Source organism: Candidatus Nitrosotalea sinensis, from assembly GCF_900143675.1.
Classification (GTDB): domain Archaea; phylum Thermoproteota; class Nitrososphaeria; order Nitrososphaerales; family Nitrosopumilaceae; genus Nitrosotalea; species Nitrosotalea sinensis.
The window spans coordinates 42,828-66,176 of record NZ_FRFC01000009.1; the positions used below are offsets into that span (position 1 = coordinate 42,828).

A 23,349-nucleotide genomic window follows, 5' to 3' on the forward strand; every position below is an offset into this window, starting at 1 on the left:
ACTTGGTCTAAAGATTAGATATGAGATAATCGACCATAATTTCTTAGATTTCATAGTCAATCATATAACTATATAGATATACATAGAATTGATGGGTAAGTACTTTAATTATAAGAAATACATTAGATGTAGTGTCAGAAATACTAAACGATAAAGAAGTAAGAAAATTACAACTCGTAGGTGGATCTACGTATGTTTTATCGCTTCCCAAAAAATGGGTCGACGAATTAAAACTCAAAACAGGAGACCCTGTATCAATAGTCAAGAATGTCAACAAATCACTTTCAATATTACCTACACAGAGTTCATCAACACCAAAGATTACAAAATCAAGAACATCCATAAGCCAAAAGGATTCAATAGAATCAATCCAACGAAAAATAATTGCCATGTATTTGTCAGGTTATCAGATCATCGAGGTTTACGCAAAAGGAGGTAGAATACAAATTGAACACAAGCAGGCAATAAGAGATCTGGTAAGAAAAAACATGATAGGAACTGAGATAGTAGAATCTACTGCAGAATCTATTACAATCCAAATTCTAACTAGTTTACCAGAACTCTCAATAAGTGATGCACTAAAGAGAATGTTTCTTCTCACCTCAACAATGCACAGACAAGCAATTGATGCACTAAAAGAGATGAATGTAGAGATGGGAGAAGAAATAACTCACTTGGATGATGAAGTAGACAGGTTTAGTCTATACATACTACGAAATCTGACCCTTGCAGTAGAACATGAAAAGATTCTCAGAGACATTGGGCTTAAGAAACCATCGGATTGCATAAGCTATAGAATAGTTGTCAAATCAATTGAAAGAATTGCAGATCATGCGGTATCAATTGCCAGTAGAATACGATTTTTAAAATCAACTTTAGAGCCTGCGTTGATACAAAAAATAACTCGCCTCAGCGAGGAATCACTCAAGGTCTTTGAAGATTCCATCCTGGCATTAAACAAGAGAGATTATGTTATTGCAGATAATGTTGCATCAAACGCACGTAAAATAGCAGAAAAGGAGAAAGAGTTTACTGATTCATTGGAAGAATCAAAAAAATATTCGAGCATAATCAAATTTGTTTTAGAAGATATTCGCAGGACAGCAGAATATTCAAGTGACATTGCAGAAGCAGTAATCAATGAGACGGTACAGGATGTAATCTCAGAAAACAACACAGCCTGATTTATACAGATCAGTCTTTCATCTATATAGATTGCATTTCCTATATAGAACAGACATTTATCTATGAAGTTTACGACGAACAACATGGCACAATGGATGTCATGGATAAAATCAAATGATAAAGAGATTATTGCAATATTAAACGATCTTGCATCAAAAGCAGAAGAATCTGCTAAATTGTTAGTAGAGTTATTTACAAACTTTGAAAAAATAAATGAGGTTCATTCCAGGATAGAGAAAATAGAAAAGGATGCAGATAAGCTAACACATTCCATTTTTGAGGAATTGAACAAGACTTTCATAACACCATTAGACAGAGAAGACATTTCCAGAATTGCATCAAAGACAGATGACATAATTGATTACATTGAAGGTATTTCTGGTAGAATAATTAATTTCAAAATAAAATCATCTCCACCATATATGCTTGAGATAGCAAAAGAAATCCATAATTCTACAAAGGAGATAAACCTCATGATTACAAGATTAAACAAGGTAAAAGCTGACAAGTCAATAATTGAACATTGTCGCACTGTAAATGAAATAGAACATCGAGCAGATGTCATTTACCGCAAGGCAGTAGGAGAATTGTTTGAAACCAACGATATAATCAATTTAATTAAAATGAAAGACATCTACGAAGCGCTAGAACATGCGTCAGACAGATGTCTTGATGTGGCGGATTCTATAGAGGACATCGTTCTCAAATACACATAGGTAGATTTCATGATTGAACTAGCGATTGGAGCAATATTAGTGGCACTAGTTTTTGATTTTCTCAACGGATTCCACGATGCAGCAAATTCTATTGCTACTGTAATAGGAACAAGAATTCTCAGACCATTACCTGCAGTAGCATTAGCTGCTGCAGCCAATTTTATAGGTCCATTTATTTTCGGAGTAGCAGTTGCAACAACAATAGGAAAGGGGATCATAAATCCAGATTTTGTTACACTTCAAATAATAATTGGTGCTTTAGTTGGTGCAATTGTTTGGGATATATTCACATGGATACTTGGTCTTCCCACATCAAGCAGTCATGCGCTGGTAGGAGGAATAATTGGAGCGGGCATAGCAGGAGTAGGAACAAATGTGATAATTTGGGACGGAATAGGAAAAGTAGTAACAGGAATATTGGTCTCGCCAATAGCAGGCTTTAGCGCTGCATTTGGAGCAGGTCTTGTAGTAATGGCAGTTTTTGCAAAAGCAAAACCACATGTAGTAAACTCTGCATTTGGTAGACTACAATTAATTTCATCCACATATTTCTCCCTAACCCATGGAGCAAATGACGGACAAAAGACAATGGGCATCATTGCTCTCATATTATTAACCCAAGGAGTAATTACAAAATTCAGCATTCCATATTATGTTATCATAATGGCAGCAATGGCCATGAGTCTTGGTACTTTTTTTGGAGGATGGCGAATAGTGAAAACAATGGGAGTAAAAATTACCCAATTAAGACCATACCAGGGATTTGTAGCAGAAACAAGTGCTGCAAGCATAATTGCTACGCTTGCATGGCTTGGAATTCCTGCAAGTACCACGCATGCAATTTCTGGAAGCATAATGGGAGTTGGAGCAGTAAGAAGAATGTCTGCAGTAAGATGGGGAATCGGTAAGAGAATTGTATGGGCATGGATAATCACAATACCTGCAAGTGCTGCAGTGTCATTTGTCATAATGACACTGATAAAAATATTAACACAGTAGACAAAGGCTACAGTAGAACTTTAAAGAAGCAAAGTCATACAAGCAGTAAATGAAAGACTCTTTGAAATTAAACAAAAAAATATTTCTTAAAAAATTTGAAAAGATTTCAAATAATTTCCAACAGGAATTAAACAAATACATAGAAAATCCCAGTGATGAAAACATACACGATATACGAGTTTCAATTAGACGATTAGAATCAGCATATCGCATACTTTCAAAAAACACAAGAAAACAAAAAAAGAATAAACATTATCTGAAACAGATCAGAACATTATTCAAAAGTAATGCTTCAATTAGAGATTACGATATAATTTGTGCACGCATGGAAGCAAAATATCATACTGAAACTACTGAACTAGTATCATCTCTGAGGAATTTGAGAGGTAGACAATTAAAAGATGCCATACAATTGGCGCTAGAAATTTCAAATTCCCGGATTCCAAAAACCTCTAGTTTTTTTTTAAAAAAATCAGAGTTGAAAAAAAAATACCAGAAAATTCTGGATGAAATGATATTAAACATACAGAAAAATATTATAATTGTGCTAGGAGATGAAAAAAAGATCAATGAGCTTCACATGCTGAGAAAAGACTTTAAAAAATTACGATATTCTCTAGAGCTTGCACCAAAGAGAAAAATAATTGTAGACATTCTAAAAAATTTGAAAAATATTCAAGAGGTATTAGGCGATATTCATGACAGTGACATAATCATAGATTATTTAAAAAATATCAAGCAGGATTCCAGATATTCAAGCATCATAGATTCAGAGGTTCTTGAAAGGAGCAAAAAATACAGCATGTTTGTTACAATAATGAAAAGATCAAACATCTCCCTCAAGCTATAGTTCTAGAATAGAATTCTGAGAGCTTCCCTGATAAGGGCGTATTGATAAAATTACTTTTACGTCAAATGCATTCTCAAATTTTCGTAAGGCATCTTTTAGTAAAAAGTTGTGATTGGATCTTGAGGGATTAACTATGAGTTCAACTATTCTTGTTCCGTGCAGCCGTAATTCCACTTTGGATTTTGTTCTTTCAAGAATTTTTCTCAATGTAACAAGTATAGAGATTTTTTTTATTGAAATTTTGTCCTGCTGAGACAGGATTGTTTTATATCTAGTAAATAACCAGTCTGATGTTTTAGGATGTCTTGTATGTACTAGTGCCAAACCCAATATTAGATGATCATCATGATCAAGAGGTAGATCTTCATCCATAACAAAATAGAAAATACTTTGAGGATTGCTAAACGAATGTTTTGACAATAATATTTTTTCTGCATAATCAAATATTTTCCTCTCTCGTTTAGATAATAGTTTTATCGAGGACAGACTGTAAAGGAAGTTTTCTTTTTCAGGATTTGCTTTACGCGGTTCTATTATCCCTATTGTAGATCTTATTTGTTCAGCAGTTGGATTACCATTATGATACGTCTTTGGATCTTCTAAAAATATTGAAAGTGCTCCTTCTCTGAGTCCGTGATTGCTCACATACAAATTCGAGAGATCATATTTTTCCATTAGTGTTCTTATCACGTATGAACCTGCCACAATAGTCTCAGCTCTGCTTGCACCAATAACTGAAATCTTTGAGATATCTCCAGATGTCATCTTTGCAAGCCTGTTAATTGTAAAATCAAGGGATTTTCTCCCTATTTTGTAATTGTGTGTTTTATCAAGAGGGTATCCCGAGAGCTTTTGTTCATATCTTGCCAATGCACGTAATGTGCCTCCTACTCCTACAAGTTTTGTATCATCACTAAGATTAAGATCTCTTTTACTTGGGAGCAAATTCAATACATATCGTTGCAGACTTTCGAGATTCTTGTTAGTTAGTTTACCTTTTTTATCATCAAATTTACGTGTTAATCTCAGAGAACCAAGAGGCAAGGAGATCACTTTTTTTATCTTGAATTGTTCTGCGTGTACAATCTCTAAACTTCCCCCTCCAATATCAAAAAACAATACATCAGGAATTTGAAGTGCCTTTATTGCACCAACATATGAATAAAGTGCTTCTTCTCTTTCAGATAGAATTTTGAAATTAAAACCAGTTTCTTTTAAGACCTGAGTTAGGAATTCATTTTTGTTGCTTGCTTCTCTGACTGCACTAGTTGCAATTGGTAGTACAGACTTGATCGGGTTTAGCTGGATAATATCTCTAAAGACTTTCAGGGTATCAATCGCCCTAGACATGGGCTTTTTTGCCAATTTTCCCTTGTCATCAAGTCCCTCTCCAAGTCTTACCTTAATTCCTTCTTGTTGATAAACATCAAACGAGTCATCATCTTGTACATCGTAAATTACTAGTTTGGCAGAGTTGAATCCCAGATCTATTACAGATATTTTCAGATGAACAACCCCTTCTTCAGTAGATTCATGTTACTATTAATCTAGTTCTGATTTACATTTTTTTACTAAATGAAAAACATAGAAGATGTAGATCTATGCAAATTTTTTTAAATGTTTTGGAGTAAGTAACCATCTCAATTCTCCCTTGATTTTAGGAAGTGTGGCGGTTACTTTGATCTTTGCCAAGCCAGCCTTTTTGAGATTGATTCTACACTCAGATTGAGATATTGCTTCGCTTATCATCTCACTCAGATATGGTTCATGACCTACAACAAGTATTGTAGAATCTTGTTTTAGTTTTGACAGTATCAAGTAAAGTTCTAATCTACTACCTTCTGGTTTTAAGCAATCAAGTTCTTTTATCTCTCCTTGGTATTTGAGAGATTTTGCTACAACATCGGCTGTTTGTTTTGCACGTAAAAGAGGACTTGTAAAAACTCTATCTAGTTTTATCTTCAAAGAATTTAGCCCATTTGATAAATCAGTGACTTCTTGTCTTCCTTCAGATGTAAGAGATCTCTTTGAATCCCCAGGCAATTGAGATGAGCGTCCTGCTTCTCCATGTCTCAATATTAACAGGTCCATTTACAAGTCAACCGATTTTCGAGATATTTATGAGTTAAACAAATCATAGTGTTTCACCATCATATTTTCAACTACATATATCTAAAATTCTGCTATAGTATTTTCCATATTTCATAGAGTTACAATTACTATATAGAGTACAATCATATCTTGTACTAATTTGCATAATCATATCCATGGAAGAATTCTCACTGCAAAACCTAAAATCAGCATTACATCAGAAGGAATTAAAGCATGAAATCAGATACTAGAGGTAAGCTTATCATAGTTGAGGGTATAGATGGTTCTGGAAAATCAACTCAAATTCATCTTTTAGAAAAATGGTTAGCATACAAAGGAGTAAGTGTTTTCAAATCAGAATGGAATTCCTCAGAAATGGTAAAAGAAATTACCTCAAAAGGTAAGAAAAAGGGTCTACTTACACCAACTACTTTTAGTTTGCTACATGCAACAGATTTTGCAGACAGATATGAAAGAAACATTTCCCCATTGCTAAGAGCTGGTCATTTTGTTTTAGCAGACAGATATGTGTATACAGCTTTTGCAAGAGACATAGTAAGAGGGTGTAATCCAGAATGGGTCAAAAAAGTTTATGATTTTGCAATAAAGCCAGATGTTGCATTTTACTTTAAAGTGCCAGTAGATATTGCAGTTGATAGAATTTTGATAGGAAGACCAAAGCTAAAGTATTACGAGGCTGGCATGGATATGAATTTGAGCAATGACCAGTATGAAAGTTATAGAATTTTCCAGGGCAGAATAATAGAACAATACGACTCACTTGCAGAAAGTGAGGGATTTACAATAATAGATGGAACTTTAAACATAGAGGAACAACAAAATATTGTACGAAAAAAAATTATGCCGCTTTTAGAGGGTCACCAACCTAGGAAGAGAATATAGAAATGTCAAGAGCAAAATACAAGGATCTTGGAAAAAGAACAGTAGAGTTCTACGGACATGGAATAAAAAATCTACAAGATATAGAGATAAAGGGAAGACTCATAGTAATTGAAGGACCAGACGCATCAGGTCGCAGTACTCAGATTCAAGAAATTACAACAAGACTTGAGGCAGACGGTCATGCAGTACTCAATACTGGTCTTAAGAGATCAGAATTAGTAGGAAGAGGTATTTTAGAGGCAAAAAGAGATTATAATTTAGGAAGAAAAACTCTTGCATTGTATTATGCTGCAGACTTTGCAGATCAATTTGAATACAAGATAATACCAGCTTTACAGGCAGGATACATAGTCCTTGCAGACAGATACATCTACACACTCATAGCAAGAAATGTTGTAAGAGGATTAGACAAAACATGGTGCCACAATCTGTATGGATTTGCCATAAAACCAGATATCGTATTTTATCTTGATGTAGAACCGTCTGTTTTAATCCACAGAGTATTTCAAAAAAATTCTACATTAGATCATTATGAATCAGGTGCAGATATGGGGTTATCAGAGGACATGTACGAATCATTTCTCATATATCAAAAAAAGATTTCACAAGAATTTCATATGATGCAGAAAAAATACGGTCTTATACCCATCAATGGAAATAGAACTGTACAAGAAATACACAATGACCTACAAAAAAGAATAGATAGTTTTCTTCACAGAGTGGGCCACCAATAAAAATAGATACAAAAACTCCAATGAGCATTATATACAAAAATATGTTTTATTTTACAGGCTCATGGGAAGCAGGAGTATGTGTTGCTTCAATATTTTCGTTGGACTTTATAGGTTTGAGTTCTACCATATTAGTATATTCGGCTTTTCCTTTTGAGATTGGAACTAGAATTTTTTTTAGTTTTTTCAGGTGTTCACTTTTTTCATGTGTTTTTTTGGCATCCTTGTCCATAAATGACATCATGTGAACAAACACGGTAGAATCATCTTCATATTGAAAGACCTTGTATTCTGCTGTTCTAGGTTCATGCTTTTTCACTGCATCAACATATTCAGATATAGCAGTCTTGGCTTTGTCAAGTTTTTTCTTTTTAATCTTGTATTTTACCAACACTACAACAGGCTCCAAATTATGCACCTGATGAAGGATATAATTTCATAAATAAAAACTTGATTGATGTGGCGTCTGTGTGATAGAACCAGAATATAATCATAGAACTATAGAGATATCATAAATAGCAACAGTCTATACGGTATATCTTTTTGATTCATCGTTGTGTTTTCTATTCATGTCCATGATATATGATAGCTATTTTGGATTTGATAATTTGTGTAATGAGATCATCAATATAGACAATAGTATAAACTTGGTCGCCGTTTTAAACAACAAGGGAAGAGTAATAGAAACAAAAGTTAGAGAGGCCATTGATACATACTACAATCCATTGAAAAAAGAGATGTTTTTCATGCAATGTGTTCTTCAGACGTCAATGAACAAAGATCATGATGATGAGCTTGGAAAAATTACAAGTTACATTCTTGAGAGAGAAAAATTTACAATGTTTTCCTTTGAATTTCTTAGCTATGTAATATTGGTGGTTTCAAGATCTAAAAATAATACAATTCAACTCAAAGAAGTTATCATTGAAAAGATAAACAAACATAAGAAAATAGAAATAGTATAAAAATTAAAATTTTCCATTTGTAATAAAAGCTATTCCTACTGCGTCAGAATATAACCAAATCTATTACCATATACCAAATCACAATACAAAAAAAGAAGAGAGAGGTTATTTTCTTAGACCTGTAATAGGATCTAAGAATAGTTTGTCCACGTCACCATGTTCAAAGTCAAACATATTGTCAAGAGAGCCTGACTTTTTGTCAAATGATTGCGGATCTGATAATTGGCCAAGATTCCAATTATCCTCAATGAATTTCAACACTGATGCCTGATTTGTGACTGTATGATCTACATAATTCTCCTTTGCATATGGAGAGATGACCAAGAGCGGTTGTCTTGGACCATATCCACATCTGTCCTTATAATCACCTGGCTTTGCAATTCCACAACTTACATCTTGTAAGGGATCGTTTGACTGGTTCAATATAGGAGGCATAACATGATCATACCATCCATCAGAGTCATCATACAAAATGATGACAGCAGTATCTTTCCACTCTTTCAATTTTTGGAGTTTGTTGAGAGTATCAACAACAAAATGTTGTTCATCCAGAGGATCAGAGTAACCAGCATGCCCATCTTGATACTTGGCAGCCTTTAGAAAACTCACTGCGGGCATATTGCCAGAGTTTACAGCGTTCTAAAAGTCAGACATATCATATTGATGGTTTGCCTGGTCTGTCTTTCCTATCATAGAAACAGATGTTGGTGGAAGATGGTGTCGGTTTGCTGTAGATACATAGTACTCAAATGGTTCATGATGAGCACTGTAATCAGTCACATTAGCACCACTCACATTTAGATGAGATGACTTGCATTTTGCCTTATGTGTTGAATTTCCATCCCAAAGTGTAGTTGGTTTGAAACCACCTTGGAACCATCCCCAAGTAACTCCTTTAGCATTTAGAAGATCGCCAATGTTTGTACCAGTCATGTTTATCGTGGTACCACTTGAGCAATCATCATACGCACCATCTAGGTCACCTATCACAGTTCCATTCACAACAGAATCAGAAATGTTTGTAGGATTTGCGCCATGTGTTTCTCCTGCTATTAGGTTCAACATTCCAGGAGTAGACGGACCAAATGTAGAGCTGTAAGAGTTATCACTCATTGCAAAATTTTGTGCATAATTCCATAGCGCAGTAACAGTGTTTCCATCATAATATCCCATTACAGTACTCCCGTCAGGATTGCAACCAGGACCAATATTTGACACAGTTTCTACAAACTTGTCAAGAAGTCCATTATCATATGCCTGTTGCTCGGGTTTATAGTCATGATTTTCGTCACAAGTTATTACTTGTGTCCTATCTAACCTGAAGGGTTTTTTTGAGTTAGGATTATTTGCAACTAACACCTGAGTCAGTCCATTTGTAGACGGAGTATTTTCAGATGCCTTGAATTGCGGTTCACCTGGTAGATTAGTTGCGTTTGGATATGTTGCAAAATAATGGTCATATGATACATTTTCTTGGAATATGACCACTAGATGTTTTATGGGCGTGCTGGTAGATGATGTAAGTGCAAGACTTGAGCTACTTAGCAAAAGTGATGCAATCATCAGTGCTGCGATTGTTGTCGTCAGAATTTTCGTCATTAAATGAGATTAATTTTTGTTCAATATTTCCATATCACAAATAGATTTAGTTGAAGTATTTACAAAACAATACTCAAATAAATTCAAATGTACTTTATTTGGTTTCATTGATCGCTTATCAAATCACATAGTGATCAAGCTCTACATGTAATGATCGAAGAAAATATAGTAAATATTTAGATAAAGAAATTCACTCTGTAGATCGGTCTACAGAGATTCCTTATGGTTTTCTGGATATTTGTAGACCCTCCCCGCAATTAACAATTACATTGGTTTTAGATGACAAGACAAGAAGATAGAATTGACAAGTGGTTTGCAATTCATGTATTAGATAACATTTTTCAAAACAAATCCATCATTTCAGCATGTTTGATTCTTTTTGTTTGATAATTTTTCCCAATGTCACAGTATCAAGAGATGAACGAATTTTTCCTTCCTTGATTTTATTATTCCATTCTTTGACCTTGGAAAATTTTTTACCATCACCAAGTATCTTTGAAGCCAATACAGGATTATGCGACCACCACGAAATTGCCGTTTGTATTACATATTGTAAATCACTATCAGATATTATAGGCCAATGTTGGCTCAGCATATTTTCAAGAGGCAGATCAAGAAGACCCAATCGTTTCTTTATCATGAAAAGAATTTCAGCAAACCTAGGGGGATCTTCAAGTGCAGACATTGCGATTTTCACAAGATTTCCATCCTGTGTACTTTTATCACTGTCAACAAACACGATCTTAATCAATCCACGAGTACCAGAAATAGACAGGCCTTCTTTTTCTAGATCAATTTTTCCGCCCATCTCTTTGAGAATATCAAGCATTACATCTAGTCTTTCTTTTTGTATGTCATCAAGCAATACAGGAACATCAGATTTTTTATCCAGCACAGTGGTCATTATATCAGAAGACTTGACTAGATCTATTTTGATACAACTAAGAACTGTTTTGACCAGTTCATAGTCATTATTTTCAAATATCAAAGTATCAGGAATTCTCTTGTCTATAGTTGCTAATCTTCTAATGACATTAAATATTTCATCTGGGATGTTAGGCAGCTGATCAAATCCTACAAATCCACGGCTTTCTCCAGCATCAGATTTCCATATAGATGATATTGGCTCTGCAAGAGTAGAAACAATATTGTATACAGCACGTTTTTCCATAGAAGCAAGCATAGGAGTTGCACCATTAAGATATGTTCGAAAATATGTGGTGCCTTCAAAACTTGAACATTTGAGTACATTTCCAAGATTTACAGTAGCATAGAATTTGTCTTTCTTTGTTGCAACCTCAAGCGGTATCCAATCTCTAGATTTCGGATCAAACTCCTCCCAAGACTCTTTGCTTGGTAGTTCAATTTCCTCACGGTCTCCTAACTTTCTAATTTCAGGTTTGTATAATCTAGTGATGACCTTGACATGATCTTCTAAGGTATGGACAGTAATATTTGCCCCCCACAGAGAATCAAGAAATTCATTACGTTTTTGAGAATCTACCACAAGAGTCCATTTCTTCTCCACAGAACGTGGTCTTATCTCAAGCCTATTGAGAATCTTGTCCAATCTTGTTTTCTGAGAGAATTGTAATGAAGCAGTTTTTGTAAATGTGTTCCTGTATGTTTCACAGAGATTAGGTTTTCCCCTCTGAAAACAAACATCACAAAATTCAAGCGGTTCCAAATCTGTTCCTTTGACTGTATCAGTGGGTATTATAATCGGTATGACTTGGATGCCTTTTCGCAACCATGTTTATTTTAAGAACCGGAAAACCTCAAAATGAAAAAACAATTCAACACTGTAATTAATTTAACTAGTAGAACCACATGATTATACAATATACCATACCTTGTGAGTCATTCACATAATAGTGACAACAGATGAGTTCTGCAGCTCAAGCATTAGAAGAAGTAGCAGGAAAATTTGCTGCAGAAGCTATAAGACAAGATGCTCAGGGCGACAAGAATGCAGCTGCTGCTAGTTATCAAAAGGCCATTGATGCACTTGTAAAACTAATTCATTTGTTTCCAGAAAATACACTAAATGCCGTTTACGAACAACATTGTGAACAATACAAGAAGAGAATAAACGAATTAAATCTTGATTTATCACATGATGAGAATAATCAAGTAAATCAAGATCATAGAAATTCCAATCAAACTACACTTGGTAACAATCTTGAAAACATGATAATTAAAGAAAAACCAAATGTGAGCTGGAAGGAAGTAATAGGATTAGAAGACGTAAAAGTTGCACTACGAGAATCAATTGTATATCCTGCTAGAAAACCAGAGCTTTTCACTCTTGGATGGCCTAGAGGAATTCTTCTTTATGGACCCCCAGGATGCGGAAAAACAATGTTAGCAGCTGCTACTGCAAGCGAGATAAACGGCTATTTCATAAATGTAGATGCAGCATCCATGATGAGCAAGTGGTTAGGTGATGCAGAAAAAAATGTGTCACAGTTATTTCACATGGCACGAGATACATCAAAAAAAGAAAGCATCCCAGTAATCATACTAATAGACGAGGTAGACTCGCTTCTTGGCAATTCTCAAAATGAAAACGGTGGCGAGATAAGAGTAAAAAACCAATTTCTAACGGAGATGGATGGAGTAAATGACAAAGGTAAAAACCTACAGGTATATGTCATAGCAGCTACCAACAAGCCTTGGAAGCTTGATTGGGCATTTCTTAGAAGATTTTCAAAACGAGTCTACATACCATTGCCCTCTGAAAAAGCCAGGGAAAACTTGTTTGTATCCTATTTATCCAAATTGAAAAAAGACACATCAGTAAATGCATCAGAGCTTTCCAAGATGATAGACGGATACAGTGCAAGCGACATTAAAGATATTTGTCAATCAGTTCAGTTATCAGTAATAGATGAATATTTCACTTCAGCAGATTCTAAAGGAGACAGAGATCTTACACATTCCCAATTACGCGATATTACAATAGATGATTTTAGAAGGACAATAAAGAAAAGAAGACCCAGTGTAAGCACAGACATGATTGTAGAATATTCAAACTGGACAAGAGACTTTAGTGCAACATAGATGCTACATCCAAAGATTTCAAAGATATTATTCTCTTCTTAATGCAACCATCGGTGACAACTTTGATGCTTTCCATGCAGGATACATTCCAGCAACAATGCTAAGTGTCAGAGAAAGCAACCATACTTTGATCAGATCAATAGGATCAAAGATCGGAGGAATATGAACAGGTGGGCCCCCACCTGCTGGACTTGTAGTGGTTGCAATGCTCATGATATAACCTCCGCCAATACCAATAATCATTCCCAGCGATGCACCAAACAATCCAATAAGACTTGCTTCTACTATGAACAGTGCAAGGATAGTACTATTCTGTGCTCCTATTGCCTTCATGGTACCAATTTCTCGTATCCTTTCAGTCACCGAGTTGTACAAAGTGGTCACAATTCCCACAGCACCAACTACAAGTGCTATGATTCCAACCATCAAGATAAATGCAGCATTACCACTTGCAGCCTGCTGCCTTACTGCAATTATGGCCTTTGGAGTTGTAGCACCAAGTGTTTTGCCAAATTGTCCTGTAATCTCATTTTGTACAGTATCAACATCGTCAGGGGTTGCGGCTGCAACTATTAATTGGTCGTATTTGTTCACCTTGTGCAACAAATCATTTCCAGCATCCAGATTAATTATTACAGAACGATCTATCATAGTGTTTCCAGATGGTTTTAGAATCCCAGTTACTACAAAATTCTTTGTTACTGTGACTGATTTGCCACTAGAATCTGCATATGTTGCAGTTGCACGAATTGTTTGACCCAATGAAACAAAGGCATTAGCTGCACCAGGAGGATTTACTATAGTATCCCCCACTATCGCAGATGACCGGTCATTTGCTTTTACAGTAGAACCATCAACGTATTCCAGATTTGGCAATTCTACTATAAGTTTTGTAGGATCAATCGATGTAACAGATACACGTTGTGTATTACCTTGCGAATCAATAGATACTGAACCAGTATATTCAGGTATGACATCAGATACTAGAGGTAGTGATTTTATCTTATTTACAATAACAGTATTTATTATAATGGCATTTCCTGCAGATGCATCTCTAAATCCTCGTTGACCACTGCCAACAAAGAGAACATTTGCTGCAAGTGTATTGAATTGTTTTTCCAAAAATGCAGCTTGTCCCGCACTAAGACCATTTAATACTACAACAAGACTGCTGCCAAGTACAACCATCAGTATTGTTAATAATGTTCTAACCTTTCTGTCAACTAGGGCCTCAAAAGATAACAGAAATAGATCTTTAGGATTCATTGTCTTTCTTTTTTACACCGTCAAATATCGAGACTATGTCAGTGTCTCCTTTGGTCAATAATTGTAATTTTTTAGATCTTGACTTTTTCCTCCTAACAAGAAATACAACAGCTGCAGCTATTCCGGCTCCTGCTACACCCATAACAGGCAAAGGAATTTGTTCAAAGATGGATGTTTGCTGGTTTCTCTGATTTGCTGTCTGAGGAACTTTACTGATAGCAACAGTGCCATTTAGTACAACATTATGAAAATTCTTTAGATCATCAGCATACGTTACTTTGAATGCTACCTGATACATTCCAGGGGTTAGTAAGTTAATTCCTCGAATAGGTATGCTAAAGGGAATAGGCGAATCTGGTGACAAGTCTCCTATGAATTGTTGTGAAGGACCTCCCCCTCTTCCTTGGAAGCCTTGACCACCCTGTCCTCCTCTTCCTTGGAAGCCTTGACCACCATTTCCAGAACCACCGCTACCTTGTCCACCTTGGAAGTTTTGACCACCTTGAGAACCAGTTGCCGGAGATCCTTGATCTGCTTGTGCAGATTGGAAAGATTGTTGATCATTTGTAGAATTTGCAAGTCTTGCAGTTCTCATGGCATCAATAAGTTGCGAAGGAGCAAGTTGTATAGTAGTATACAATCCGGTAGTACTTCCCTGATTAAGCAAATTACCAGCCAAAGTAGATGTACCTCCCAATGAAGTTACAGACAAGTCATAGATTTGTAGTTTGATATCTCCAACTACAAATGTTCCAAGTGTAAGAGAGTTTGTCTGAGCTTGTCCCTTTGAGATATAATTTGCTGTAAGTGTAAAAGAAGTCGGAGTATTGATAAGAGTATTTGCAGCATATACTTTAGTATTTAGGACTTGTCTATCTCCTGAACTCATATTCTGAATTGTCCAAGTAGATGGACCTACTATTGACACAGATGTTGATTGCGGTACAAGAGATATAACAATATTAGACATTGGATTTGTACTATTATTTTCAACTGCAAAGTCCAGATCATCCAATAATGCAGCTGTAATCACAGGCGTAGTTGTATTTCCTAAATAAGATAAGCTAAGAGATTGAGGTGGATTTGGAGCTATAACAAGTCCAGTGCTGACATTAGTAGTAGAAAGCTTTCCCCAGGCATTTTGATAATTAATTTGTAGTTGCACTTCTTGAGTAGATCCGCTTGCGGCGGTACTAGGATATACAGTGGTGCTTATGACCGCTTTTGATTTTGCAGGTATAGTACCTAAATTGAATGTATTAGGCCCCAGATTTACTAACTGAGTTGTAGATGATTGGAGTACTACAGAGCCTCCACTATTGCTTCCGGTACTACCCTTTGAGTTGCCAAGATTGACAATAGTAGCTACAACTCCTGTAGCATCTGCAGAACCCTTGTTATCGATTTCTATGGAGATTGGATCCTTACTTTGAGGTACAAGGTCAGAAGTTACAGGAGATGCATCAAGTACTACTTTACCAGGAAGTACAAAAGGTACATTCAAAAGTGCAGAAGTACATTGCTGGCCAACTACTCCAACTTGGACATAATTAGCTACAACAGTAGTGGAAAATGTTCCTACTTTGGCGGTAGGTAGTACATTGATGTTAAAATACATCGTAAATGATGCTCCAGGTGCTACTTGACCATAATAGTTACCCAGTGCAACATTGTTTGTTGTAACACGTGATGCTTGGTTGTATTTTTGAAGCAATTGAGGGTTTGCACTCTCACCAGTAGGTGCAAATCCAGATGGCAGATTAAGAAAAGCAGTAACAGATGTTATAGGATAGACTGATCCTCTGTTATTGAAAACTACGGCAAAGACAGATGGTCCTTCTCCGGGCCCTATCTCTTTTTTGACAGGGTTACTAGTAATATCAGTGTCAGTAGAAGTTCCTTGATCTACCCAGTACGAGTCAACAACTACAGGTCCGCTATATGTTGCATCAAGAACGGTAGTTAATGGAGCAAAACAATCTTGCGTTTGTGTTATTGCCAGATGACCATTTCCTGACGGTACAACGGTGACAACTTGCCCATATGCATCAAAAGATGCAAGCATTGTAGGGATCAATAACATGGCAATCAGAATAGGAACTGAAATCTTTGTGGTCATTCTTTGGCCAAATAATTTTTTAATAGTACTCTTAGTTGACGACATCTTTTTCTATCCTCCCATCTCGTAATAAAATTGACCTGTCTGTAGACTCTGCAAGTTCTGGATTGTGTGTTACCATTATGATAGTACGTTTGAATTTATGAGAAAGCATCTTTAACATGTCAAATACATCCTCACCTGTTTTTGTATCCAAGTTGCCAGTAGGTTCATCAGCTAAAATTATAGAAGGATTATTTATCAAGGAACGTGCTATTGCAACACGTTGTTGCTGTCCACCGCTGAGATTTACGGGTTTTTGATTTCTTTTATCAGCAATACCAAGTGCTTCTAGAATTTTAATTGCTCGAGAATCTGCTTCATCACTTGATATGCCTGCAATTATCCCAGGAAGTTTGACATTTTTTTGTACAGTGGTCCTATTTATCAAATTAAATGACTGGAAAATAAAACCAATGCGTCTGTTTCTCATAGTTGCAAGATCTGAATCATTAAGAGAGAAAATATCAATACCATCAATGTGAATTTTACCACTTGTAGGCCTGTCAAGTGCACCAACCATGTTCAATATGGTAGATTTTCCACTTCCGGAAGGACCTATAATAGATACAAACTCGCCCTTTTTAATGGAAAAGCTGACATTATCTAACGCAACTACCCTACCTGCAGCAGAATTGTATATTTTGGACAGATTCTCTACTTTCAATGCAAGTGAATCATCATGAGTAATTTCGTTTTGAGATCTTTTTTCAACTACCAAGTCTTTTGTCATACTTTTCAAAATCAATCCCCTTTTAGAACTCATCCATTTTGAATTTAGAAGAGCTATAACATGATACTGGTATAATCATATTCAATGTAATTCTCTGCCAATTTTAGAATAAAACGATTATCAAACCTTGTTAAGGAACAATGTTAGTGATAGGACTACAAATTTGTATCAAAATTGTATCTAGTACATGTTAAAACATGCCTTGTGGTAATATTTTGGAGGTCTTGCCCCAATTCGTATTACAACATCTCCTTCCAATAGCTTCACAGTACACTTGCGACACTCATTGTTGCCAAGAGAAGACAATCTTGCAACATCTCTAGGTTCTAGCCTGATTTCCATCATATCAGCATCATCTAGTCATTTCCATGTAGTTGATTTCTTAACAATGGAGAGTATCAGAAATGGTATTTTTGTTATATCAATCTGTTTTTCTGCAGATACACATAGTATACCACATACCATCGGAAAAGTCATGAATATCACATTGTAACCGTATGAAAGGGTAAAATTTTCAGATCCCAGTTGCGAATCCTGCTCCTTGCGCATTCTTACTCCAAGAGCAGTTTCCATAAGTAGCATATCCCTATCTGCCTGGCTGAGGACAGATTGAATCCCTTGTTTTACTTTCCAGGCAAGTATTTTGCCCTTATCACTTATTATTCCTGAAGATCTCATTTGGTCATCCAAATTGAGTACAACATCACAAACAGATTCGAGTTCAGGTACAGAATACAAATAATTTTCAAAATTTTGAAATGTTGAACCCATATGATTTTTGTTTCTGATTTAAAATAAAACAATTATCGAACTTTGTTCAGTAACAATGTTCGTTAAAGAAATATCCAGTAAAATCAAAAAATAAAGAAAAAGATGGGATCAAGATTGAGATCCGCTAGGTGTTGTAGATGGAGCACTGCCAGATTGAGGGTTAGAACCCCATGAGTGTGAACCCATTGGCTTGTGCATGCCTCTTGCGCCACCCATTCCAAATCCTCCCATTCCAAATTGGTGTCCTTGAGACTGGTACAATACAGAACCAGTTGATGGATCGACAATCACAGAGTAAACCATGTTCTTGTCGTCAATTACCTTGAAACTATATACAACATAGCCCTGCATCACAGTCAAACTTCCACCTATCACTTTGCCACTAACTGCAGATGCAGCAGTGTCAGATGCAGCAGAAAATGACACCTTGACATTAGACATTATTGTTTGTTCAAGGTTGATAGAACCTTGGATTTGCGGTTTTTGGTTTTGAGTGCCCTGTACTTGTGCAGATGCTGCAGAGACTCCCACAGTAGCAAGAATTGCTACACCAAGAATCATGACAAGCATCTTTTTGTGTACAAAGATGTCTTTGGTATTCATATGTACAGATACAGCAGTAGATTAATAAAAAATTGCTAAACCATGTCAGTGAACAATGTTAGTGATGCATCACTTTCATGATGAGATATTATCATGACAGATTTCAAGTAAAAAACTTAATACACAATTTACTTGCCAGAGTAATAACCTTGTCACATGAATACAGAGACAGAATTTACATACGAAAGGATATCATACTGAAATTAACTGAACATGGGGAACTTAATCAGACATCACTTCTTAGTTATTGCGGTTTGAATTTAATGAAACACAAAGACATTCTTGAGAGTCTAGAGAGAAAAGGTTTCATAAATAGAACAGAGCAGGCGTGGGGAAACAAGAAGATAATTAAATATGCCGTTACACAAAAGGGACGTGAGTTTTGTAGAATGATTTTAGAGCCTTATGAAGATATTTTTCCAAGGAGTGAAAAACATGACCAAGAACAAAGTTAGCGAAGCATTTTTAATGCAAAAGGAGTGTTTTTAGTAAATGTCAGATCCGCATAATGACTCGTCTGGAAATAATGTACCTACTGACAAGGATGACAAGAAAGAATCTGAAAGCATTTTGAAAATTCTAGATGAATTACTATCACATACAAACAGTTCACGTCGTTTGTTTCTAATTTTTATTGCAAGTGCCTTATTTTTCGGACCAGTTGCTCTAATATTAGGAGGGGTTTTGCTTGAACACCCAGATTACAACATCAGACATCTAGAACCAGGTGGAGACAATTTTGCAAACATGCACCGAATGCCAGGGATGCACATTCAGATAGTAGATCAAAATGGGACAATAGTAAGAGAACTACCAATGTCACCTCCAGGAGGAGACAGAGTTCATACAGCACCCATATTCCTAGGATTGAGAATATTCATAATCATATCTCTAGTGTTTGCAGCAATCTTGCTGTTTGTTGCAATAAAGGAATACAGATTCTTCTCACATTGGAACAAGAAATTCACAAGATACAAGACATTAAAGGACAAGGTAGACAAGGAATTAGACGAAGATTAGCATCAAGACTATAAGACAGTAAGAAATAGATCATAGAAAATGTCAGAATCTCCCACATTAGAATACATACTTTTAGTTGCACATTTGGTAGTAGGCTTTTTGTTGGTATTTTTTTCTGCCAAGGCATTTACAAGAACAAAATACAAACCAATGATACTTTTAGCTATAGGATTTACATTATTGGTTTTGGGAGAAACAGTTGTAGAATATGCGTTTAATTTCTTGCAAAATGAAAATCTACAAAAAATAATCGAGGAAGGTTTTGAGATAGCAGGATTTGCAGTGCTTATACTAGCAGTAAAGAAAAGCTAGAGAAATGACTGACAATGATGAAATATTATCAATTTTGGGAGACGAATACAGCAGAAAGATACTTTCCATACTATCAAAAAATGAGATGAACGCACAGGAAATATCAGAGAATTTAGGCATACCAAGCTCTACAACATATCGCAAGATAAAGAATTTAGAGAATATCAAACTAGTAAAAAAGACCAAAGTCATAAGGACCTTGGAAGGATTAGATGAAAGTTATTACAAAAGTCTAGTATCTGGCATAGAGATAAAATTCAAAGACGGTGAAATTTCCTGCAAGATTGAAAGATTTACTATGGATCAAAAAATTCAGAGATTGTGGGAAAAATTTTCAGAGTGAGTGTTGAATTTTGGCCTTGTTCCATTTTAACACAAGTACTATAGACAGTGCAATTATTCCTCCTTGAAGCGCTTTAGCAGACAAGTCTATTACGCCAATATCCTCCTGCAATCCTACAACTGGAAGAGAGACAGTTCTTGATATAACATACAGTCCGACCAATGCAACAGATAGAAGACTAGCTATGACATATGGTGCTCTGCTGTGCAATCTGTTTTTTATCATCCAGATTCCAAGTGGAAGGTAAGATATGGCCGCAGTTGCAAATAACATTGTTTCAATCTGGCTTGGACCATCAGCAGATTCTTGCATTTGTGAATATGCCACAAAGAAATAGAGTCCACTGTTTGATAGTGCAAGAAGTGTTATCAAGGCTATTAATCCAGATGTAAGTCGGTCCATAAGATATCATCAGACAAGTCTCATTTAACTATCTAGTTACCATTCTCATCAACGAAAATGGCAGTATTCATTTTATGTCAAATCCACACAATAGCACCTTAATGCGAGTTTCTACCTACGGACTAGTTGTACTGACCATACTTGGAATCAGTTCGCCACTGTTAGCTTTTGCAGAGACTGAAAATGAGGCAAATGAAGGTGCAAATGAGATTGAAACACAAGCAGAGCACGGAGGATCTGATAGACATTCAGGTTCTGCAAGTTCTGAGATGGTGTTATTTGTCACAATTGCTGCGATAGCAAGTGTTGTTGCATATTCAGGATGGAAAGTATACAAGATACGAAAACGAACTACATCAAAAGCAACGGTGTAGTTTATGCATATTTTTTCTAAAAAAAGCATAGGCATTGTTGCAATTTTATTATTTTGCATTCCAAGTATTGCATATGCAGATAATGAAAGAAACAACAGTGTTGCAGTAAATCTAGGATGGATTTCAATCTGGGTTGGAATAATTGCAAATCTTTCTCTTGTCATATTCAAAATAGCAAAAAAAATTCCAACAATAGTAGGAAGTATTGGATCAGTATCAAACTTTGCTCCTTTTTACAAACCAGTGCTAGACCTACACATAATGCTTAACAGTATAGGATTTTTTGCAGGGATTATACATGGAATTATGCTTGTGCGCGGACTAGATCACATATCATTATCTCTTGCAATTGTAATGACATTTTCAATGGCAAGCGGAATTGTTTTAAGATGCACTTCTGGGAAAAATTTGAAAATATTCGGAAGGCTGGCACATGGTCAATTCATACTTGCAGTTTTACTTGTGGTCCTAGTTGTATTGCATATACTCACACATGTAAAATTTTGACTAGTTTACAAGATGTGATTCCATACATTTGGAATGTGTTATGTTCAGTTAGATGAAGCTAATTTTTTGTTAGATTATATACCCAAATGCATCCAATGATACACAATGGCTATACTTGAGATAAAAGACCTTCACGTACAACGAGACGGCAAAGAAATACTCAAGGGAGTAAATCTCAAGACAGGACCAGGCGAGATTCATGCAATCATGGGTCCAAACGGTTCTGGAAAGAGTACATTATCATATACAATTTTAGGCCATCCCAAATACGAAGTAACAAAAGGTGACATTTTGCTTGACGGACAGAGCATATTAGATCTTTCAACAGATGAAAGATCAAAGAAAGGACTGTTCTTAGCATTTCAATATCCAACCGAAGTTTCAGGTGTAGGATATTCTCATTTTCTTAGAACTGCATACAATGCATTAAGCAAATCACTTGCAGATGAAAAAAGAGAAGTCTTTCTCACAGTAAGAGAGTTTCAAAATTATCTAAAGAAGAATCTTGATGAAGTAGGACTAAAACATGATTTCCTTTCTAGATATCTCAATGAAGGATTCTCAGGAGGAGAGAAAAAAAGATCAGAGGTTTTACAGATGGCAGTACTCCAGCCAAGAATTTCAATACTTGATGAACCAGATTCAGGTCTTGACATTGATGCAGTACAAGCAGTTGCCAAGGCAATTAGTGCAGTATCAAGAAAAGATGCAACAGTGATTGTAATTACACACTATGCAAGAATACTCAAGTTCCTTGACAAGCTTGACTATGTGCATGTCATGGCACAGGGTAAGATGATAAAAGAAGGTCCAAAGGAGCTTGCTGATGAACTAGAACAAAAAGGCTATGCTTGGCTTGGAATCCAAGATACATAAGAGAATAAAACTTTCTAAAATAATTGTAAACAGTCATGAATCCAGGAGACAATACGCCGGATTTTGAGTTAGAAGCAAATACGGGAGAGAAAATTAGACTTTATTCATACATAGGAAAAAAAGAGATTATTTTATTTTTTTACGTAAAAGACAACACTCCGGGTTGTACTACAGAAGTAAAAGGCGTAAAGGAAAATTATCAGAAAATATTAGACAGATATGAGGTATTTGGAATAAATCATGATTCCATAAAGTCTCATGTCGATTTTTGCAGCAAGCATGATCTACCATTTAGAATACTATCAGACCCTGGCAAGAAAGTGGCTTCCATGTATGATGCAAGGGGTGCTCTTGGTGCATATACAAAAAGAATAACATACCTAATAGGGGTTGATGGCAAGATAAAAGAGATAGTTCATGGTATGAGTGCGTCAAATCACATAGAATTCATCCAAAGACTGGGCCAATCAAAAATTTAATAAAAAAAAGACAATAATGGTGTCTAAAGTTTCTTACATACATATACAAACCTGATTTTTCAATTATACCATCATGCAAATAGACAATCAACCAAAATCAGATGAATTTTACACAAACTGTATGAGATATTTTGAAGCACTACGAAAGACTGGAAAGCAGGACTTTGGTTTTGAAGATGAATTTTTCTACACCATGCCTGCCATGTCAGAGAAGATAGTCAGCGAACAATAGAACACGGTTTCAGTTATATATTCAGTATAGGGATCTCTGGTTGCAGAGGTACCGAAGCCCGGTCAACCGAGAGGGACTCAAGATCTTTCATAAGATATCCCTTCCCTTAGGGGTTCGTGGGTTCAAATCCCACCCTCTGCATCTTTCTTGTCTTTGTTTACAGTTTGGCTC

28 protein-coding genes, 1 tRNA gene and 1 pseudogene are annotated in these 23,349 nt (G+C 35.8%); 18 read left to right on the forward strand and 12 right to left on the reverse strand.

The features are described 5' to 3' along the window. Positions 1–131: 131 nt before the first annotated feature. The 4 genes from NSIN_RS09050 to NSIN_RS09065 all read left to right on the forward strand — a co-directional run bounded on the left by NSIN_RS09050 (position 132) and on the right by NSIN_RS09065 (position 3,750). Positions 132–1,184 (forward strand): PhoU domain-containing protein, encoded by a 1,053-nt coding sequence (locus tag NSIN_RS09050; RefSeq protein WP_101010903.1) that lies wholly within the window; start codon positions 132–134, stop codon positions 1,182–1,184. A gap of 84 nt (positions 1,185–1,268) precedes the next feature. Continuing rightward, a complete protein-coding gene (locus NSIN_RS09055; protein ID WP_101010904.1) occupies positions 1,269–1,901 on the forward strand; it encodes a DUF47 domain-containing protein in 633 nt (210 codons plus the stop codon). Positions 1,902–1,910: 9 nt separating this feature from the next. Further along, positions 1,911–2,900 (forward strand): inorganic phosphate transporter, encoded by a 990-nt coding sequence (locus tag NSIN_RS09060; RefSeq protein ID WP_101010905.1) that lies wholly within the window; start codon positions 1,911–1,913, stop codon positions 2,898–2,900. A gap of 49 nt (positions 2,901–2,949) precedes the next feature. Continuing rightward, positions 2,950–3,750: a CHAD domain-containing protein gene (locus NSIN_RS09065; protein ID WP_101010906.1), complete on the forward strand. Its 801-nt coding sequence runs from the start codon at positions 2,950–2,952 to the stop codon at positions 3,748–3,750. Here NSIN_RS09065 and NSIN_RS09070 read toward each other — a convergent pair. After that, complete coding sequence (locus NSIN_RS09070) at positions 3,745–5,256, reverse strand: Ppx/GppA phosphatase family protein (RefSeq protein WP_101010907.1); 1,512 nt, start codon at positions 5,254–5,256, stop codon at positions 3,745–3,747. The two genes, NSIN_RS09065 and NSIN_RS09070, sit on opposite strands and share 6 nt — an antisense overlap. A gap of 93 nt (positions 5,257–5,349) precedes the next feature. Further along, positions 5,350–5,841, reverse strand: a complete 492-nt coding sequence (sixA, locus tag NSIN_RS09075; RefSeq protein WP_101010908.1) for a phosphohistidine phosphatase SixA — start codon at positions 5,839–5,841, stop codon at positions 5,350–5,352. A 234-nt stretch (positions 5,842–6,075) separates the two neighbouring features. Here sixA and tmk (NSIN_RS09080) point away from each other — a divergent pair, with 234 nt between their 5' ends. After that, positions 6,076–6,744: a dTMP kinase gene (gene tmk, locus NSIN_RS09080; RefSeq protein ID WP_101010909.1), complete on the forward strand. Its 669-nt coding sequence runs from the start codon at positions 6,076–6,078 to the stop codon at positions 6,742–6,744. A 2-nt stretch (positions 6,745–6,746) separates the two neighbouring features. Then, complete coding sequence (gene tmk, locus NSIN_RS09085) at positions 6,747–7,478, forward strand: dTMP kinase (protein ID WP_101010910.1); 732 nt, start codon at positions 6,747–6,749, stop codon at positions 7,476–7,478. Positions 7,479–7,524: 46 nt separating this feature from the next. Here tmk (NSIN_RS09085) and NSIN_RS09090 read toward each other — a convergent pair whose 3' ends face one another. Further along, positions 7,525–7,893 carry an antibiotic biosynthesis monooxygenase gene (locus NSIN_RS09090; RefSeq protein WP_101010911.1) on the reverse strand — a complete coding sequence of 123 codons (369 nt, stop codon included), beginning with the start codon at positions 7,891–7,893 and terminating at the stop codon, positions 7,525–7,527. A gap of 157 nt (positions 7,894–8,050) precedes the next feature. On the opposite strand from NSIN_RS09090, the gene NSIN_RS09095 reads away from it, so the two are divergent. Beyond that, positions 8,051–8,440, forward strand: coding sequence for a DUF6659 family protein (locus NSIN_RS09095; RefSeq protein ID WP_101010912.1), 390 nt, complete (start codon positions 8,051–8,053; stop codon positions 8,438–8,440). Positions 8,441–8,545: 105 nt separating this feature from the next. Here the strand turns inward: NSIN_RS09095 and NSIN_RS09775 are convergent. Then, positions 8,546–10,039, reverse strand: a pseudogene (locus NSIN_RS09775) (alkaline phosphatase family protein). A 355-nt stretch (positions 10,040–10,394) separates the two neighbouring features. Next, complete coding sequence (locus tag NSIN_RS09105; protein WP_101010913.1) at positions 10,395–11,789, reverse strand: hypothetical protein; 1,395 nt, start codon at positions 11,787–11,789, stop codon at positions 10,395–10,397. A 134-nt stretch (positions 11,790–11,923) separates the two neighbouring features. Here NSIN_RS09105 and NSIN_RS09110 point away from each other — a divergent pair, with 134 nt between their 5' ends. Beyond that, positions 11,924–13,102, forward strand: coding sequence for an AAA family ATPase (locus tag NSIN_RS09110; protein ID WP_101010914.1), 1,179 nt, complete (start codon positions 11,924–11,926; stop codon positions 13,100–13,102). A gap of 27 nt (positions 13,103–13,129) precedes the next feature. On the opposite strand, the gene NSIN_RS09115 is transcribed toward NSIN_RS09110, so the two are convergent. From NSIN_RS09115 to NSIN_RS09135, 6 genes are all read right to left on the reverse strand, one after another. Then, entirely contained in the window at positions 13,130–14,368 is a 1,239-nt protein-coding gene (locus NSIN_RS09115) for an ABC transporter permease (protein ID WP_101010915.1), read from the reverse strand. Next, positions 14,358–16,532, reverse strand: coding sequence for a COG1361 S-layer family protein (locus NSIN_RS09590; RefSeq protein ID WP_177346309.1), 2,175 nt, complete (start codon positions 16,530–16,532; stop codon positions 14,358–14,360). Before NSIN_RS09590 ends, NSIN_RS09115 begins: the two co-directional genes overlap by 11 nt. After that, entirely contained in the window at positions 16,519–17,259 is a 741-nt protein-coding gene (locus tag NSIN_RS09125; RefSeq protein ID WP_101010959.1) for an ABC transporter ATP-binding protein, read from the reverse strand. Before NSIN_RS09125 ends, NSIN_RS09590 begins: the two co-directional genes overlap by 14 nt. Positions 17,260–17,439: 180 nt before the next feature. Beyond that, entirely contained in the window at positions 17,440–17,604 is a 165-nt protein-coding gene (locus NSIN_RS09570; protein WP_165775304.1) for a hypothetical protein, read from the reverse strand. 15 nt (positions 17,605–17,619) lie between these two features. Next, positions 17,620–18,030, reverse strand: coding sequence for a DUF6659 family protein (locus NSIN_RS09130; protein ID WP_101010916.1), 411 nt, complete (start codon positions 18,028–18,030; stop codon positions 17,620–17,622). 108 nt (positions 18,031–18,138) lie between these two features. Beyond that, positions 18,139–18,633, reverse strand: a complete 495-nt coding sequence (locus NSIN_RS09135; protein ID WP_101010917.1) for a PepSY domain-containing protein — start codon at positions 18,631–18,633, stop codon at positions 18,139–18,141. Positions 18,634–18,782: 149 nt separating this feature from the next. On the opposite strand from NSIN_RS09135, the gene NSIN_RS09140 reads away from it, so the two are divergent. The 4 genes from NSIN_RS09140 to NSIN_RS09155 are packed head-to-tail and all read left to right on the forward strand — an operon-like array spanning position 18,783 to position 20,308. Then, on the forward strand, positions 18,783–19,088 hold the full coding sequence (locus NSIN_RS09140) for a winged helix-turn-helix domain-containing protein (protein ID WP_245871962.1): 306 nt from the start codon (positions 18,783–18,785) through the stop codon (positions 19,086–19,088). A gap of 37 nt (positions 19,089–19,125) precedes the next feature. Further along, positions 19,126–19,653 carry a hypothetical protein gene (locus NSIN_RS09145; RefSeq protein ID WP_101010918.1) on the forward strand — a complete coding sequence of 176 codons (528 nt, stop codon included), beginning with the start codon at positions 19,126–19,128 and terminating at the stop codon, positions 19,651–19,653. Between the two features lie 39 nt (positions 19,654–19,692). Beyond that, positions 19,693–19,965 carry a DUF7521 family protein gene (locus tag NSIN_RS09150; RefSeq protein ID WP_101010919.1) on the forward strand — a complete coding sequence of 91 codons (273 nt, stop codon included), beginning with the start codon at positions 19,693–19,695 and terminating at the stop codon, positions 19,963–19,965. Between the two features lie 4 nt (positions 19,966–19,969). After that, positions 19,970–20,308 (forward strand): ArsR/SmtB family transcription factor, encoded by a 339-nt coding sequence (locus tag NSIN_RS09155; RefSeq protein WP_101010920.1) that lies wholly within the window; start codon positions 19,970–19,972, stop codon positions 20,306–20,308. On the opposite strand, the gene NSIN_RS09160 is transcribed toward NSIN_RS09155, so the two are convergent. Continuing rightward, positions 20,300–20,710, reverse strand: coding sequence for a hypothetical protein (locus NSIN_RS09160; protein WP_101010921.1), 411 nt, complete (start codon positions 20,708–20,710; stop codon positions 20,300–20,302). The two genes, NSIN_RS09155 and NSIN_RS09160, sit on opposite strands and share 9 nt — an antisense overlap. Positions 20,711–20,811: 101 nt before the next feature. Between NSIN_RS09160 and NSIN_RS09165 the strand changes: the two genes are divergently transcribed. The 6 genes from NSIN_RS09165 to NSIN_RS09185 all read left to right on the forward strand — a co-directional run bounded on the left by NSIN_RS09165 (position 20,812) and on the right by NSIN_RS09185 (position 23,319). Beyond that, positions 20,812–21,084, forward strand: a complete 273-nt coding sequence (locus tag NSIN_RS09165) for a hypothetical protein (protein WP_101010922.1) — start codon at positions 20,812–20,814, stop codon at positions 21,082–21,084. A 3-nt stretch (positions 21,085–21,087) separates the two neighbouring features. Continuing rightward, entirely contained in the window at positions 21,088–21,591 is a 504-nt protein-coding gene (locus NSIN_RS09170) for a hypothetical protein (RefSeq protein WP_101010923.1), read from the forward strand. A 105-nt stretch (positions 21,592–21,696) separates the two neighbouring features. Then, entirely contained in the window at positions 21,697–22,467 is a 771-nt protein-coding gene (gene sufC / locus NSIN_RS09175; RefSeq protein WP_101010924.1) for a Fe-S cluster assembly ATPase SufC, read from the forward strand. Positions 22,468–22,502: 35 nt separating this feature from the next. Then, on the forward strand, positions 22,503–22,946 hold the full coding sequence (locus NSIN_RS09180; protein ID WP_101010925.1) for a peroxiredoxin: 444 nt from the start codon (positions 22,503–22,505) through the stop codon (positions 22,944–22,946). Positions 22,947–23,019: 73 nt separating this feature from the next. After that, entirely contained in the window at positions 23,020–23,178 is a 159-nt protein-coding gene (locus NSIN_RS09575) for a hypothetical protein (RefSeq protein WP_165775300.1), read from the forward strand. Positions 23,179–23,220: 42 nt separating this feature from the next. Beyond that, positions 23,221–23,319: transfer RNA gene (locus tag NSIN_RS09185), tRNA-Leu, on the forward strand. The last annotated feature ends 30 nt before the right edge of the window (positions 23,320–23,349 follow it).